Consider the following 15789-nt stretch of genomic DNA (forward strand, 5'->3'; position numbering starts at 1 on the left):
GATGGCTGAAACCCGAATTCTGGTAGGTCATGATCGTTTCAGCGTGGGTACAGAATATGACTGGCTGGCAGAGCGTGACGAAGACGGTGCGGTTGTCACCTTCACCGGCAAAGTGCGTAACCATAATCTCGGCGACAGCGTAAAGGCGCTGACGCTGGAACACTATCCGGGCATGACGGAGAAATCCCTCGCGGAGATCGTTGAACAGGCGCGTGGCCGCTGGCCGCTCGGGCGAGTGACGGTTATCCACCGTATTGGTGAAATGTGGCCTGGCGAGGAAATCGTTTTTGTCGGCGTGACCAGTGCCCACCGTAGTAGCGCGTTTGCAGCCGGGGAGTTCATTATGGATTACCTCAAAACCAAAGCGCCATTCTGGAAACGTGAAGCGACGCCGGAAGGCGACAGGTGGGTTGAGTCGCGTGACAGCGACAAAGAAGCCGCCAGTCGTTGGTAGTCGGTTTGCGTGGATGTGTTAGTCTTAACGTGTGTGTCTACTTAATCAGGAGTGAATCATGGACCGATTTCCGCGTTCCGATTCAATAGTACAGCAGACCCGTACCGGGCTGCAGACGTATATGGCTCAGGTTTATGGCTGGATGACGGTCGGTTTACTGCTGACCGCCTTTATCGCATGGTATGCAGCCAACACGCCTGAGCTGATGATGTTTATCTTCTCAAGCAAAATCACCTTCTTTGGGCTGATCATCGCGCAACTGGCGCTGGTCTTTGTTCTCTCCGGCCTGGTGCAGAAGCTGAGCGCCGGAATGGCGACCACGCTGTTTATGCTCTATTCGGCACTGACGGGGCTAACGCTCTCCAGCATCTTCATCGTGTATACCTATTCCTCCATCGCCAGCACGTTTGTGGTCGCTGGCGGGATGTTTGGTGCGATGAGCCTCTACGGCTACACCACGAAGCGTGACCTGAGCGGTTTCGGCAGCATGCTGTTTATGGGGCTGATTGGGATTGTGCTGGCGTCGCTGGTAAACCTGTGGCTGAAGAGTGAAGCGCTGATGTGGGCGGTGACCTATATCGGGGTGGTGATCTTCGTCGGTTTGACGGCCTACGACACTCAGAAGCTGAAAAATATTGGCGAACAGATTGACGTACGCGACAGCTCAAACCTGCGCAAATACGCGATTCTGGGCGCCCTGACGCTGTATCTGGACTTTATCAACCTGTTCCTGATGTTGCTGCGTATTTTAGGCAACCGTCGTTAAGGGTATTTCCCTTACCCGACCTGCGTTGCGCAGGCCGGGTAAGTTCCCTCGCCAGACCTCACTTCGCTAACGCTTTCTCATTCTTCGCCCGCAGTTTCTTCGCCCGACTCTCCAGCACCAGATAACATACCGTTGCCAGCGCCAGCGGCAGGAAGTAATAGAGCATACGGTAGGCCAGCAGGGCGGCAATAATCGTACCCTGTGAAACATGCTCTCCGGCGAGCAGGGCGATAAATACCGCCTCCAGCACCCCAATCCCCGCCGGAATATGCACGATCACACCGGCAATGCTGCTGACCAGCAGCACACCCAGCACAAAGAAGTAATTCACATCTTCACCAATGAGCATCCAGATAATCGCCCCCATCGCCATCCAGTTGGCGCTGGACACGGCCATCTGCAGGACCGCGAATTTCCACGAAGGCAGTACCAGTTTTTGCCCCTTGATGGTCATGTGTCGGCGTTTGGCAAAGGCGCAGGCCCAAAGATAGAGCGCAATGATGAGCAGTAATGCAAAGCCTAAAATCCGCAGCGTGGTTTCATCGATGTACCAGTGCGCAGGCAATTGCACTACGCCGATGGTGAAAATCACCCCGCCGAGCAGAATGTAACCCAGCCAGTTGGTGGTGATGCTGAGGGAAAAAATGCGCGTAATGGTCCCACCCGGCAGGCCGAGGCGCGAGTAAAGGCGATAGCGCATGCCGATCCCGCCCACCCAGGTACTCAATGTCAGGTTAAAGGCGTAACAGATAAACGACACCAGCATGACCTGGCGCTTCGCAAGCTTATGGCCGCAGTAGGCGCGGCCCAGCAGGTCATAGCAGCCGTATATGAGGTAGCTTACAATCACCAGCCCCACCGCGCCCAGCAGCACCAGCCGGTTGTAGTTGCGGATAACTTTCCACACCTCTTCCCAGTCAACTTTCTGGGCGTAAACCACCAGCAGAACCGCGACGGCGATGAAAAACAGCCAGGTGAGGATCTTTTTAGCCAGCCGCCAGCGTGGATGTGATTTCGACATCAGGTTTTCCCTCCATCTTCCGCTTCAACGCGGTCCTGGGTTTCCATTTCGGGCTGGACAGGCGGATCCACCAGCGCAAGTTTTGGCGTGTGCGCCGGCAGCCAGCCCACCATCGCCGGGAAATGACGCAGAAAGTGGAACACCACCACGCTAATGCCCAGATTCCACCAGGTGCGTTTGGGCACCATGGATTCGTCCACGCGCACGCAGTCGTTCACGATCAACGCCTGCAGGTTATCCCTGAGAGTCTGGTTGAACTGGCGATCGTGGATGATCAGGTTAGCTTCAAGGTTCAGTGACAAACTCAGCGGGTCGAGATTGCTGGAGCCCACGGTGGCCCAGTGATCGTCCATCAGGGCTACTTTGCCGTGCAGCGGCCGGCGGCGATATTCGTAAATTTGTACGCCACCTTTCACCAGATAGTTGTACAGCAGCCGGGCACCGATTTTGACAATCTGCATGTCCGGCTCGCCCTGAACAATGAGCTTCACGCGCACGCCGCGTCGGGCCGCATTGCGCATGGCATGCAACAGGCGATAGCCCGGGAAAAAGTAGGCGTTGGCGATAATCACTTCGCGCTTCGCATTCGCCAGCATCTTCAGGTAATGCCGCTCAATGTCGTCCCGGTGCTCACCGTTATCCCGCCAGACAAACAGCGCCTGCGCTTCACCGGGGTGACGGTTCTCTTCCGGACGATGATGGCGGCGCTGCCACCAGCGCCGGGCAGCCTCTTTACCGGGCAGGTTTTCCAGCTCAAAGAGCAGGATATCCTGCACCACCGGTCCTTCAATGCGAATCGCGTAATCCTGCTTGGCTTCCGGGCCGTAATCGGACATATGTTCAGCGGAGTAGTTAATGCCGCCAACAAACGCTACCGTCTCATCCACCACCACAATTTTGCGGTGCATCCGGCGGAAAAGATTGGTACGCATGCCGAAAAGGCGAGGGCCAGGATCGTAATAACGGAACACGACGCCTGCTGAGGTGAGCTCATTGACGAACGCATCACTGAGGTCCGGTGAGCCATAGCCATCCAGCAGCACTTCGATTTTGACGCCACGCAGGGCAGCACGCAGCAGCACGCTGTGCAACTGCTTACCGACGTCGTCTTCGAACCAGATAAACGTCTCAAGGATCACTTTCTGCTTTGCGTGGTCAATCGCGTCAAACACCGCGGGGTAATATTCATCCCCGTTGACCAGCAGCGTGATCCGGTTGCCTTCCTGCCATGAACATTTCATAAGTGGATCTCCGCGCTGAGCGGCGCATGGTCGGAAAGATGTCGCCACTTAAGTAACGCCAGTGCGGTCGGGCTGCTGGCATGGGCGTTTTTTACGTAGATTCTGTCGAGTCGCAAAAACGGGAACCGTACCGGAAAGGTGCGTGCAGGCCTGCCGTTTGCACGGGTGAAAATCTCCTCAAGCCCCGCATCAACCTTCAACGGATGGTTAGCCCGCTGCCGCCAGTCGTTGAAATCACCGGCCACGACCACGGGTTCACCTTCGGGCAGGGCATTGGTCCATTCGGCCAGCATTTTTAGCTGTGCCTGGCGATGGGCTTCGCGCAGGCCCAGATGAACACAACCCACGTGCACCGGGAACGCCAGGTCCGGCGGGGCGATACGGCAGTAAAGTAGCCCGCGTTTTTCACTTTCACCCACAGAGACGTCGCGGTTCTCGTAATGTTCGATGGGAAAACGTGACAGCACCGCATTACCGTGATGCCCTTCCGGGTACACCGCGTTGCGCCCGTAGGCGTAATCACTCCACATGGTGTCGGCCAGGAATTCGTAGTGCGGGGTGTCCGGCCAGTTTTCAAAGTGAAGCGGATGCACTTCGTGCGCGCCCATGACTTCCTGAAGGCAGACAATGTCCGCGCTGACGGTGCGTACCGCGTCGCGCAGCTCCGGTAAAATGAAGCGGCGGTTAAATGCTGTGAAGCCTTTATGAATGTTTATCGTCAGCACTTTAAGCGAGAAATGCTGCATTTTTTTGGTCATACGTTCCTTCCAGTGTGACTATCCCGATGAAAATAAAGTGTAGTAGGCGTCACAAAAAGATGCGGTGTTACGGAATTTTCCGTAAAGTGCGGTAGTCTGATTAAGCAGAGAAAAATCCTTCAGGAGAGAAGCCATGAAGTGGCAACAACGCGTTCGTGTCGCAACTGGCCTGAGTTGCTGGCAGATAATGTTGCATTTACTGGTCGTGGCCGTACTGGTGATGGGCTGGATGAGCGGCACGCTGGTGCGGGTCGGCTTAGGGCTATGCGTCCTCTATGGCGTCACCGTGCTGTCGATGCTGTTTTTACAGCGCCACCACGAAGCACGCTGGCGTGAGGTGGGTGATGTGCTCGAAGAGCTCACCACCACCTGGTACTTTGGTGCGGCGATGATTGTGCTTTGGTTGCTGTCGCGTGTGCTGCAAAACAACCTGCTGCTGGCCCTGGCCGGTCTGGCAATCCTCGCAGGGCCTGCCGTGGTCTCGTTACTGACCAAAGAGAAAAAGCTACGCGATGTTTCGTCTAAACATCACGTACGCCACTGAGCCCGTCGTGGCCGCTATGATCAGTAGCGGCCACAAACTTCCCCAGACAATGTCCAGACTCGCATCCTTCAGATAGATCTGCTTGGTGATATCCGTGAAGTGCCGAATTGGGTTTATCCACGTCAAATCCTGTAACCATACCGGCATGTTCTCGACGGGCGAGACGTAGCCCGAAAGCAAAATCGCCGGCATCATAAAGACGAACACGCCAATAAATGCCTGCTGCTGGGTAGAGCAGAGCGCGGAAATCAGCAGTCCAAACCCGACCAGCGACAGCCCGTAAATCACCATCGTGAAGTAGAACAGCGCCAGCGAACCGGCGAACGGGATCTGGTAGGCCCATATTCCCACGCCCAGCACGATGGTGGCCTGGAAGGTCGCGACAATCAGCGCCGGAACCGCTTTGCCGACGAAAATTTGCCATGTTGCGAGCGGGGAAACCAGCAGCTGATCGAGCGTCCCCTGTTCGCGCTCACGGGCGACGGAGAGCGACGTTACGATCATCACTCCGATGGTGGTGATCATGGCGATCAGCGATGGCACCACGAACCATTTGTAATCCAGATTCGGGTTATACCAGTTGCGCACCACCAGCTCGCTGTTGTTGGGTTTCGGTTTCCCGTCCATCAACTCCTGTTGGTAATCTTTCACCACTTGCTGAAGATAGTTGGCTGCAATCTGTGCGCTGTTGGAGTTGCGCCCGTCGAGGATTAACTGCATTGGTGCCGTCTGGAAGGTATCCAGGTTGCGGGAAAAATCGGCCGGAAAACGCACCAGCAATAACGCTTTTTGCGTATCGATGGTGGGCTGGATCTCCTGCGGGCTTTTCAGCAGCAGGATGTGGGTAAAAGCCTTCGCCCGGGCGAAACGCTGCGTCAATTCGACGGAATGTTTGCCGTTATCTTCGTTGTAGATAGCAATGGTGGCGTTAGTTACCTCCAGCGTGGCGGCAAACGGGAAGAGCAACACCTGAAGCAACACCGGTAATACCAGAATGGCGCGCGTCTGCGGCTCGCGCAGCAGCGACTGCAGCTCTTTGCGTATCAATGTCCATAAACGGTGAAACATGTTCGCTCCTTAATCCAGACGCCGTTTGGTCTTTATCCACGTCAGCCCAATAAACATCGTTGCCGATGCCAGCAAAAACAGCGTGTTGATGATCAGCACCACCGGAATATTCCCCGCCAGGAACAGGCTTTGCAGCGTACTCACGAAGTAGCGCGCCGGAATAATGTAGGTCACGGCACGGATCACGGCGGGCATGCTGTCTATCTGGAAAATAAACCCGGACAGCATAATCGACGGTAAAAAGGCGGCGTTCAGGGCCACCTGCGCGGCGTTGAACTGGTTACGGGTGATGGTGGAGATAAGCAGCCCCATCCCGAGGGTGCTCAGTAAAAACAGACTGGTGATAAAGAAGAGCACCACCAGCGATCCGCGGTACGGCACGCCGAGGATAAACACCGAGACCAGCATGCAGAGCAGCATCGCCAGCATGCCGAGGAAGTAGTAGGGGATAAGCTTACAGAGCAGCAGTTCAACCCGTGTGACCTCGGTAGACAGCAGCGCCTCCATGGTGCCGCGTTCCCACTCGCGGGCAATCACCAGCGAGGTCAAAATGGCGCCAATAACCGTCATGATGATGGTCACCGCACCCGGGATAATAAAATGCTGGCTAATGGCCGCAGGGTTAAACCAGTAGCGCGTCTGCACGTCGATCAGCGGTTCGAAGGTTTCCCCGCGATCTTCGGCGCGCTGCATTTGCCACAGCTGCCAGATGCCCTCCACATAGCCTTGTACAAAGTTCGCGGTGTTTGGCTCGCTGCCGTCGGTGATCACCTGCACCGGCGCACTGGCATCGGTGCGCGCCATGTTGGCGGCAAAATCCACCGGGATCACCACCAGCCCGCGTATCTTCCCGGCCTGCATCATCTGGATTAACGCCTGCCGGTTGTCGCTGATGGTGGCGTCGATGTAAGGGGAGCCGGTCATGGTGTGGGTGAAATCAAGCGCCTCTTCGCTCTGCTGCTCCAGCAAAATCCCGACCCGCAGTTTGCTGGAGTCGAGGTTGATCCCGTAGCCAAAGATAAAGAGCAGCAGCAGGGGGATCACCACAGCGATCAGCCAGCTGCTGGGGTCACGCACGATCTGGCGCGTCTCTTTGATACACAACGCACGCACCCTGCGCCATGAAATGGCGTTATTGCGCATGGGCATTCTCCTTATCCCAGTCATGGATGAGGGTAATAAACGCCTGTTCCATGGTCGGGTCCGGCACCTCGTCATCGGCGGCCTGTTCTTTCAGGTCGTCCGGCGTACCGTGGGCAATCAGCTTGCCGCGATACACCAGCCCGATGCGGTCGCAGTATTCCGCCTCATCCATAAAGTGGGTGGTTACCATGACCGTGACCCCTTTCTCCACCATGCTGTTAATATGCAGCCAGAACTCGCGGCGGGTGAGGGGGTCAACGCCGGAGGTCGGCTCATCGAGAAACAGGATATCGGGCTCATGCATTAATGAGCAGGCCAGCGCCAGCCGCTGCTTGAAACCGAGCGGCAGTTCGTCGGTGGCATGGGAAGCAATGCCCGTCAGGCCAAAGGCCTCGCTCATGCGGTGGATTTTCTCGTTCTGCGCGCGGCCCCGCAGGCCGTACACGCCGGAGAAAAAGCGCAGGTTCTGCTCGACCGTCAGGTTGCCATACAGCGAGAATTTTTGCGCCATATAGCCCAGATGCTGACGCGCCTTGCCGGAGCTGACCTTCAGGTCCATGTCGAGCACCAGCGCTTTCCCCGAGGTCGGTACCAGCAGGCCGCACATCATCTTAAAAGTGGTCGATTTCCCGGCGCCGTTTGGCCCGAGCAGGCCAAAAATCTCACCGCGTTTCACCGCGAAATTGACGTTATCGGTGGCGGCGAAATCCCCAAACTTTTTGGTGAGGGATTTGGCTTCAATCACCGTTTCACCCGGCGTGCCTTCAACCGTGTGCAGGATCGCGGCGAGGGGGGATTCTGATGTCCCTGCGCCGCCGAGCAGATCGATAAACGCATCTTCAAAGCGTGGCGCGGTCTCCTCCATCTCAATTTCAGGCATTCCCGGTGCACGGCGTATATCGTCCGCGGTCGCCTCTTTCGTGAGGATCACGCGCACCGAACGGCCCTGAATCATTCCGTCGCTGACCTGAGGCAGCTTTAGCACCCGCTGCAGCAGCTGACGGTTGGAGGCCTGGGCGCTGTGCAGCAGGAAGCTGCGTCCAGCCATGCTCTGCGTCAGCGTGGTCGGCTCTCCCTGATAAAGCAGTTCACCTTCGTTCATCAGCAGAACGTCACGGCACTGTTCCGCTTCATCAAGGTACGAGGTGCTCCAGAGGATCAGCATCCCATCGCCGGCTAACTCATGCACCATCTGCCACAGCTCGCGGCGCGAAATCGGGTCGACGCCCACGCCGGGTTCATCGAGCAAGAGAACCTTCGGCTCGCCCACCAGCGTACAGGCCAGCCCCAGCTTTTGTTTCATCCCGCCGGAGAGCTTGCCCGCCAGCCGGTCGGTGAAGGGGCCAAGCGAGGTAAATTCCAGCAAACGGGCAAAGGTCTTCTGACGGGTTTCGCCAGTGACGCTGCGCAGGTCAGCATACAGATTGAGGTTTTCCATCACCGTCAGGTCTTCATACAGACCAAACTTCTGCGGCATATAGCCCAGCATGGCATGGAGCGCGCCATCGTCTTTAATCGGGTCGAGTCCGAGCACGCTGGCGGTTCCTTCATCAGGCTTTAACAAACCCGCCAGCATCCGCATCAGCGTCGTTTTGCCTGCGCCGTCCGGGCCAACCAGCCCGGTCACATAGCCTTTCTGAACGGTACAGTTCAGCGGGGCGACGGCAGGTTTTTCCATCCCCGCGAAGCGTTTGACCAGATTGTTGAGCTGAATAACCGCGTCATTCATGTCGTTCCCCGTCGCTGACTTTTACGGTGACAGGCATGCCCTGGCGCAGCGCGTCGTCGGCATCGGTCACGATGATGCGCAGGCGATAAACCAGGTCGGTACGCAGATCCGGCGTTTCAACCGTTTTAGGCGTGAATTCAGCCGTCGGTGACACAAAGCCAACTTTGCCATGATACGGTTTATCCGGCCGACCGTCGGTGTAGAGCAGCAGCTCGCGTCCCGGCTGCATCTGGCCGAGATTAGGTTCATCAATGTAGGCGCGCACCCATACCGGACGCGTCAGAGAAAGCGTCAGGACGGTGCTTCCCGCGCTTAACATGCTGCCCGGCTCCACGGCGCGGGTCATCAGCGTGCCGTCAGACGGGGCAATGAGCGTGGTGTCGTGCAGATCCAGTTCCGCCTGCGCCAGCTGCGCCTGCGCCTGTTCCAGGCTGGCTTTTGCCTGCGCGATGTCCTGCGGGCGGTTACCGGTGTGGTACTGGCTTAATTTATCCTGGGCGGATTTCAGCGTCGCCTGGGCCTGGTCGCGGGAGGAGCGGGCGTTTTCCAGGTCGTTGGCGGAAATGGTGCGGCTTTTCCACAGCCCCTGCTGACGGGCATAGAAGTTTTGCGCGTAGTCATAGGCGGCCTGCGCCTGTTTGACCGCGGCGGCGGCCTGAGCAATCTCTTCGTCACGGTAGCCGGCCAGCATCAGGTCATATTGCGCCTGCGCCACGGAAACGCCTGCTTTCGCCTGCATCAGCGCGTTCTCGTACGGGGCCTTGTCGAGCATCCCCAGCATCTGACCGGTTTTGATGGTATCGCCTTCATCAACGGTGAGGGAGGCCAGGCGCCCCCCGACGCGGAAACTCATATTCACGGTGCGAATATCGACGTTACCGTACAGCGTCAGGCCTCTGTCCTGGTGACTTTGATACCACAGCCAGCCGCCGATACCTGCGGCAAGCAGAACAACGACCACCAGAATGATGGCGACAGGTTTTTTCATGACTTCAGGCTCCTTTGCGTTAAGCCTTGCAGGATCAGATCGAGATGACAGGTGATGACCTGGCTAATCTGCGCGGCTTTATCCTCATCAAATTGTGTCCAGCCGGTGCGTAACAGGATCGTTTCGCGCCCAAGACGGAAGGCGAGAATTTCACCCAGCAGGGCGTGGGTATGCAAAATAGTCTCGGTATCGTCGGCGTCTCGTCCGGTATAGGCCGCGATCAGCCGGGTCAGGTGCGTATGCATTGGGGCAATCACCTGATCGTGCACTCGCTGGTAAGCCGCTGTAGGGGAGAGCTGCTCACGGGAGATGAACTTACTCAGGCTCAGCGTCTCGTCGTGGGTCAGCAGGCGAATCATATTGTCGCAGGCGCTGATAATCAGCTGCCTGATGGCGGCGCGATCCGGCGATGGCTGGCTCAATAGCCCGCTGGCCTCTTCAACGTGTGGCCGAAAATGGTTACCGATAAAGTCGGCGATCCACTGGGCACAGGCGAGGTACAAATCCTCTTTTGAGCCAAAATAGTAGGTAATGGCCGCAATGTTTTGCCCGGCCTGCGCCGCGATGTCCCGCGTGGTGGCGTGCAGACCATATTCGCCAAACTGCGCCAGCGCGGCGGCAATAAGCTGGTTTTTGGCCTGTTCACCTTTCGATGTCGTTGGGTTCGTATTCATGGCGGTTTTAAAAATTAATCAATCGATTGATAAACATTATGCCCGGTTGCCCTTTTTGTCCAGTGACCACACGGCGGGAAATCTTTCGTCAACGCAGCGCTGCGGGATATTTTATGCGCCACGTCACAAAACCTGCTACACTCCGCTGCTTCACGACATTGTGGTTTTTGTCCTTCCCTATTCGTTATATCTCCCTGAAAACTACACCTGTGATGGTCGGGGCGGTTCGGAGTTTTTATGTCTTTTGATTCCCTTGGCCTGAACCCTGAAATTTTGCGCGCTATCGCAGAGCAGGGCTACGTCGAGCCAACCCCAATCCAGCAGCAGGCTATTCCGGCCGTTCTGCAGGGCCGCGACCTGATGGCCAGCGCCCAGACCGGTACCGGTAAGACCGCGGGTTTTACCCTGCCGCTGTTAGAACTGCTGGTAAAAAATCAGCCGCACGCCAAAGGACGTCGTCCGGTGCGTGCCCTGATCCTCACCCCAACGCGTGAGCTGGCGGCCCAGATTGGTGAGAACGTGCGTGAGTACAGCCGCTATCTCAACATTCGCTCGCTGGTGGTTTTCGGTGGAGTAAGTATTAACCCGCAGATGATGAAGCTGCGCGGTGGCGTGGACGTGCTGGTGGCAACGCCGGGTCGTCTGTTGGATCTTGAGCACCAGAATGCCCTGAAGCTTGATAGCATCGAAATCCTGGTGCTGGACGAAGCTGACCGCATGCTGGATATGGGCTTTATCCACGACATTCGTCGCGTGCTGGCTAAGCTGCCACCGCGTCGTCAGAACCTGCTGTTCTCTGCCACCTTCTCTGATGAGATCAAGGCGCTGGCGGAAAAACTGCTGCATAACCCGCTGGAAGTGGAAGTGGCGCGCCGCAACACCGCCTCTGAGCAAATTACCCAGCACGTGCACTTCGTTGATAAAAAGCGTAAGCGGGAACTGCTCTCCCATATGATTGGTCAGGGCAACTGGCAGCAGGTGCTGGTCTTTACCCGTACCAAGCACGGTGCTAACCATCTGGCGGAGCAGCTGAATAAAGACGGTATCCGCAGCGCGGCGATCCACGGCAACAAAAGCCAGGGGGCACGTACCCGCGCGCTGGCTGAATTTAAATCCGGTGACATTCGCGTCCTGGTTGCCACCGACATTGCTGCCCGCGGTCTGGACATTGAAGAGCTGCCGCACGTCGTCAACTACGAGCTGCCAAACGTACCGGAAGACTATGTTCACCGTATCGGTCGTACCGGTCGAGCGGCGGCAACCGGTGAAGCGCTCTCGCTGGTGTGTGTGGATGAACACAAACTGCTGCGTGATATCGAACGTCTGCTGAGAAAAGAGATCCCGCGTATCGAAACCCCGGGCTATGACGTGGACCCGTCCATCAAGGCGGAGCCTATTCAGAATGGCCGTCAGGGCGGCGGCGGTGGTCGTGGTCAGGGTGGCGGGGGGCGCAGTCAGCAGCCGCGTCGTTCTGAAGGCGGTGCACCGAAAGCCGCGGGCAAACCTCCGCGTCGTAATACAGAGGCTAAGCCAGGCGGTGAAAGCCCATGGCGTAGCGGCGAGGGGAAACCGGCAGGGGAAGGGCAGCGCCGACGCCGCCCGCGTAAACCTGCTAACCCGCAGTAGTCTGGAAGCCCGGTCGTAAAGCCGGGCTTTTCTTTTGCGGCAGCGGAAAGAAAGTGCCACAATAGTGGCTGTTTATACAGTATTTCAGGTCCTCCGATGGCTTTAACCGCGGCGCTCAAAGCGCAAATTGGCGCCTGGTATAAGGCGCTACAACAGCAGATCCCCGATTTTATCCCCCGAGCGCCTCAGCGGCAGATGATTGCTGATGTGGCAAAAACGCTCTCCGGGGACGACGGACGACATCTGGCGATTGAAGCCCCGACGGGTGTCGGGAAAACCCTTTCGTATTTAATCCCGGGCATTGCCATCGCGCGGGAAGAGCAAAAAACGCTGGTGGTCAGCACCGCTAACGTGGCCCTGCAGGATCAAATCTTCAGCAAAGACCTGCCGCTGCTGCGCAAAATTATCCCTGAACTGCGATTTACAGCCGCCTTTGGCCGCGGGCGTTATGTGTGTCCGCGCAATCTCGCGGCTCTCGCCAGCAGTGAGCCCTCTCAGCAGGATCTGCTGGCCTTCCTGGATGATGAACTGACGCCGAACAACAAAGAGGAACAGGAGCAATGCGCGAAGCTAAAAACCGAGCTCGACAGCTACAAGTGGGATGGCCTCCGCGATCACACCAGCCATGCCATCAGCGATGATTTGTGGCGCAGGCTCAGCACCGATAAAGCCAGTTGCCTTAACCGCAACTGCCACTACTACCGCGAGTGCCCGTTCTTTGTCGCACGGCGGGAGATTCAGGAAGCGGAGGTGGTTGTCGCTAACCACGCGCTGGTCATGGCCGCGCTGGAGAGTGAGGCCGTCCTGCCGGAGCCCAAAAACCTGCTGCTGGTGCTCGATGAAGGCCACCATTTGCCGGATGTGGCGCGGGATGCGCTGGAAATGAGCGCCGAAATCACCGCGCCGTGGTTCCGCCTGCAGTTGGATCTGTTCTGCAAGCTGGTGGCAACCTGTATGGAGCAGTTCCGCCCGAAAACCACGCCGCCGCTGGCGGTGCCCGAGCGGCTGAGCGAACATTGCGAAGCGGTCTACAGCCTTATTGCTTCCCTGAATAACATCCTCAATCTTTATCTCCCGGCGACCCAGGAAGCAGAGTACCGCTTTGCGATGGGAGAGCTGCCCGACGAAGTGATGGAGATCTGCCAGCAGCTGGCGAAGCACCTTGAAAAGCTGCGCGGGCTGGCGGAGATGTTCTTAAACGATCTCAGTGAGAAAACCGGTAGCCACGACGTGGTGCGTTTGCACCGCATTCTGCTGCAGATGAACCGTGCGTTGGGCATGTTCGAAGCCCAGAGCAAGCTCTGGCGTCTGGCCTCGATGGCGCAGGCGTCCGGTGCGCCGGTCACCAAATGGGCAACCCGTGACGTGAAAGACGGACAGGCGCACCTGTTTTTCCACTGCGTGGGGATTCGTGTTGCCGATCAGCTGGAAAAGCTTATCTGGCGCAGCGTGCCGCACGTGGTAGTGACTTCCGCGACGTTGCGTTCCCTGAACAGTTTCTCCCGTTTACAGGAGATGAGCGGGCTGAAAGAGAAAGCTGGCGATCGTTTTGTGGCGCTGGATTCGCCGTTTAACCACTGTGAACAGGGCAAGCTGGTCATTCCGCGCATGAAGTATGAGCCGCTTATCGACAACGAAGAACAGCACATTGCCGAAATGGCAGCGTATTTCCGCGAGCAGCTGGAGAGTGAAAAATATCCCGGCATGCTGGTCCTGTTTGCCAGCGGAAGGGCGATGCAGCGTTTTCTGGAGCACGTTACCGACCTGCGATTGCTGTTGCTGGTGCAGGGCGATCAGCCCCGCTACCGGCTGGTAGAGCTGCACCGCAAACGCATTGATAACGGGGAACGTAGCGTGCTGATCGGGCTGCAGTCATTCGCGGAGGGGCTGGATCTGAAGGGGGATTACCTGACGCAGGTGCATATCCATAAAATCGCCTTCCCGCCCATCGACAGCCCGGTCGTCATCACCGAAGGTGAATGGCTCAAAAGCCTCAATCGCTATCCGTTCGAGGTCCAAAGCTTACCCGCGGCGTCGTTTAATCTGATTCAGCAGGTGGGACGTCTGATCCGTAGCCACAGCTGCTGGGGAGAGGTGGTGATTTATGACAAACGTCTGCTCACCAAAAATTACGGCCAGCGGTTACTCAACGCTCTGCCTGTTTTTCCGATTGAACAGCCGGACGTGCCCGACGTTAAAAAACGTCCGGCAAAACCTGCCGCCGGACGGCGTAAAAGCATCCGTACGAAGGGGCGCGGGCCTACTGGTAAGTAAAGGTCACCTGGACCACACTGTTAAACGTGCCGGCGGTGACGGGCAATGCGCTGGCATAATAGCGGGCAGCCAGAGGAAACGTTGCCGTGTGGTCCGCTGAGTTAACCGGAACGTTAAAGGCTGCCTGCGGGGCAATGAGTATATTGTCCTGGCGGTCTGCCAGTTCCAGAGCCAACCCTTTCGCACTGCCGATATTGGCGAATTTTGTCGGGTGCGTACTGTCGGCCTGACCATAGAAAAAGGCGGTCGCCAGCGCAAGTGTGGGAGGGCAATGTGAGACCGAGAGTGTAAAGTCTTTCCACGCGCCGGTATCGCCCACATTTTTAAAATCCCCTGATACCGCCTGGCCTAAATCCACCGTCAGGTTGCGGCTGGCGCTGTCAATAATGCAGGTGTTGGCGTAAATATTGCCTGTCATCTGGATCTGAATATCGTCCGCCTGTGCCCGGGCAATCAAGCCGAGAATCAGGATCGCAAGTGTCTTTTTCATGTTGGTCACTTATAAGCCAGAGTGATCGTCGCCACGGTATTGGCCGGCCCCGGTGTCACCACGTTGCTGACCTGTTCGTAACGAACCTCGAACGGTATTCGCAGGGTTTCGTTGGCGATGGCCTGGCTTCGGGTGCTGACATAGGTGTCAAAGGTGGCGAGATGGTCATCAAAGAGCATTCTCACGCCCACGCCGGTTGCCATGCCGTTCTGCTGAGTCAATTTGATCACCCCTTCGAATGCCGTTTCGTAGCCGTTTGCGCTGGTCACCTTTAGCTCAGGCTGGACGGTGCTGTCGCAATTAATCGTGACGTCAAAGTTTTGTGCAGGGCTGGATAGCAACCCGATACTGATAAAATCACTGACGGGAAAATCGCCCAGGTTCACGGTGAGATTTTTGGGCAGGACAGAGCAGGTAACCGTTTCGAGATTCACATTGCCCGCATAGGAAATCGTATTGGGATCGCTGATGCCTTCATGCTGATAAACCCCGACGCCAAATTTAGACTCCGCCTGAGAAAGCGAACCTGATTTGACCGTATTGCTCGTTTTCACCAGTTCCAGTGTGACATTAAAGTTAAAGGCCTCAGAAATGTCGTTGGAGACATAGCCCAGCGGCGTGCCGCTTGAATTACAGTAAATTCCCCCGGCACCGGTAATTCGCTGGCCTTTGTCATTCATCAGCGCTACGCCAATTCCTTCCAGCCCTGATTCATACACCCCAGAAAGACCGGGGATCTCCAGACCTGCGCCGTAATAGCACGCAACAATCGGAAGCCCGAAGTCAGAAGGGTTATAGCAGTTGCCCGCCACGTGAACGGTCTGTTCGGTGCCCGGAATGGTGGCACCTACCGGCAACGTGCTCGAGACGGATACGGAGGTCACATTAATCTGTTTTGGCAGATCGGATGAGGTACAGAGCGCGTTAGCATGAGGCATAAATAACGCGGCGGTTCCCAGGACCAGGAAGAAAAAGCACTGTTTAATCATTTGCATAATGGTTTGCCTAACGGT

15 protein-coding genes are annotated in these 15789 nt (G+C 56.9%); 5 read left to right on the forward strand and 10 right to left on the reverse strand.

All coding sequences use genetic code 11. The annotated features are described in order from the left end of the window. Position 1 precedes the first annotated feature (1 nt). On the forward strand, positions 2-454 hold the full coding sequence (gene moaE, locus QRN24_RS19975; RefSeq protein WP_014169225.1) for a molybdopterin synthase catalytic subunit MoaE: 453 nt from the start codon (positions 2-4) through the stop codon (positions 452-454). A 58-nt stretch (positions 455-512) separates the two neighbouring features. Then, a complete protein-coding gene (locus tag QRN24_RS19980; protein WP_014169226.1) occupies positions 513-1220 on the forward strand; it encodes a Bax inhibitor-1/YccA family protein in 708 nt (235 codons plus the stop codon). Between the two features lie 58 nt (positions 1221-1278). Here QRN24_RS19980 and QRN24_RS19985 read toward each other — a convergent pair whose 3' ends face one another. From QRN24_RS19985 to QRN24_RS19995, 3 genes are read right to left on the reverse strand one after another with little or no spacing between them, the layout of a single operon-like run. Then, complete coding sequence (locus QRN24_RS19985) at positions 1279-2241, reverse strand: lysylphosphatidylglycerol synthase domain-containing protein (protein WP_020884928.1); 963 nt, start codon at positions 2239-2241, stop codon at positions 1279-1281. Then, positions 2241-3482, reverse strand: coding sequence for a cardiolipin synthase ClsB (clsB, locus tag QRN24_RS19990; RefSeq protein WP_014169228.1), 1242 nt, complete (start codon positions 3480-3482; stop codon positions 2241-2243). Before clsB ends, QRN24_RS19985 begins: the two co-directional genes overlap by 1 nt. Beyond that, positions 3479-4240 (reverse strand): endonuclease/exonuclease/phosphatase family protein, encoded by a 762-nt coding sequence (locus QRN24_RS19995; protein ID WP_284942984.1) that lies wholly within the window; start codon positions 4238-4240, stop codon positions 3479-3481. The genes clsB and QRN24_RS19995 overlap by 4 nt, the downstream gene beginning before the upstream one ends. 133 nt (positions 4241-4373) lie before the next feature. On the opposite strand from QRN24_RS19995, the gene QRN24_RS20000 reads away from it, so the two are divergent. Further along, entirely contained in the window at positions 4374-4784 is a 411-nt protein-coding gene (locus tag QRN24_RS20000; RefSeq protein ID WP_014169230.1) for a YbhQ family protein, read from the forward strand. Here the strand turns inward: QRN24_RS20000 and QRN24_RS20005 are convergent. Genes QRN24_RS20005 through cecR form a run of 5 tightly spaced genes read right to left on the reverse strand, consistent with a single transcriptional unit; the run spans position 4746 to position 10386 of the window. Further along, positions 4746-5852 carry an ABC transporter permease gene (locus tag QRN24_RS20005; protein ID WP_014169231.1) on the reverse strand — a complete coding sequence of 369 codons (1107 nt, stop codon included), beginning with the start codon at positions 5850-5852 and terminating at the stop codon, positions 4746-4748. The two genes, QRN24_RS20000 and QRN24_RS20005, sit on opposite strands and share 39 nt — an antisense overlap. A 9-nt stretch (positions 5853-5861) precedes the next feature. Continuing rightward, positions 5862-6995, reverse strand: a complete 1134-nt coding sequence (locus tag QRN24_RS20010; RefSeq protein WP_020884927.1) for an ABC transporter permease — start codon at positions 6993-6995, stop codon at positions 5862-5864. Then, the gene (locus tag QRN24_RS20015; RefSeq protein WP_284942985.1) at positions 6985-8724 is read right to left on the reverse strand and encodes an ATP-binding cassette domain-containing protein; all 1740 of its coding nucleotides are present in this window, start codon (positions 8722-8724) and stop codon (positions 6985-6987) included. Before QRN24_RS20015 ends, QRN24_RS20010 begins: the two co-directional genes overlap by 11 nt. Then, complete coding sequence (gene hlyD / locus QRN24_RS20020) at positions 8717-9712, reverse strand: secretion protein HlyD (protein WP_014169234.1); 996 nt, start codon at positions 9710-9712, stop codon at positions 8717-8719. The genes QRN24_RS20015 and hlyD overlap by 8 nt, the downstream gene beginning before the upstream one ends. Then, on the reverse strand, positions 9709-10386 hold the full coding sequence (cecR, locus tag QRN24_RS20025) for a transcriptional regulator CecR (protein WP_284942986.1): 678 nt from the start codon (positions 10384-10386) through the stop codon (positions 9709-9711). Before cecR ends, hlyD begins: the two co-directional genes overlap by 4 nt. 237 nt (positions 10387-10623) lie before the next feature. Between cecR and rhlE the strand changes: the two genes are divergently transcribed. Further along, entirely contained in the window at positions 10624-12012 is a 1389-nt protein-coding gene (rhlE, locus tag QRN24_RS20030) for an ATP-dependent RNA helicase RhlE (protein WP_020884924.1), read from the forward strand. A 96-nt stretch (positions 12013-12108) separates the two neighbouring features. Then, the gene (gene dinG / locus QRN24_RS20035) at positions 12109-14286 is read left to right on the forward strand and encodes an ATP-dependent DNA helicase DinG (protein WP_284942987.1); all 2178 of its coding nucleotides are present in this window, start codon (positions 12109-12111) and stop codon (positions 14284-14286) included. Here the strand turns inward: dinG and QRN24_RS20040 are convergent. Together QRN24_RS20040 and QRN24_RS20045 are read right to left on the reverse strand one after the other, a co-directional pair. After that, the gene (locus tag QRN24_RS20040) at positions 14273-14776 is read right to left on the reverse strand and encodes a fimbrial protein (protein WP_025204629.1); all 504 of its coding nucleotides are present in this window, start codon (positions 14774-14776) and stop codon (positions 14273-14275) included. The two genes, dinG and QRN24_RS20040, sit on opposite strands and share 14 nt — an antisense overlap. A gap of 5 nt (positions 14777-14781) precedes the next feature. Next, positions 14782-15771, reverse strand: a complete 990-nt coding sequence (locus QRN24_RS20045; RefSeq protein ID WP_106503853.1) for a fimbrial protein — start codon at positions 15769-15771, stop codon at positions 14782-14784. Between the last annotated feature and the right edge of the window lie 18 nt (positions 15772-15789).

This window comes from Enterobacter sp. MEB024, assembly GCF_030209635.1.
Lineage (GTDB): Bacteria > Pseudomonadota > Gammaproteobacteria > Enterobacterales > Enterobacteriaceae > Enterobacter > Enterobacter ludwigii.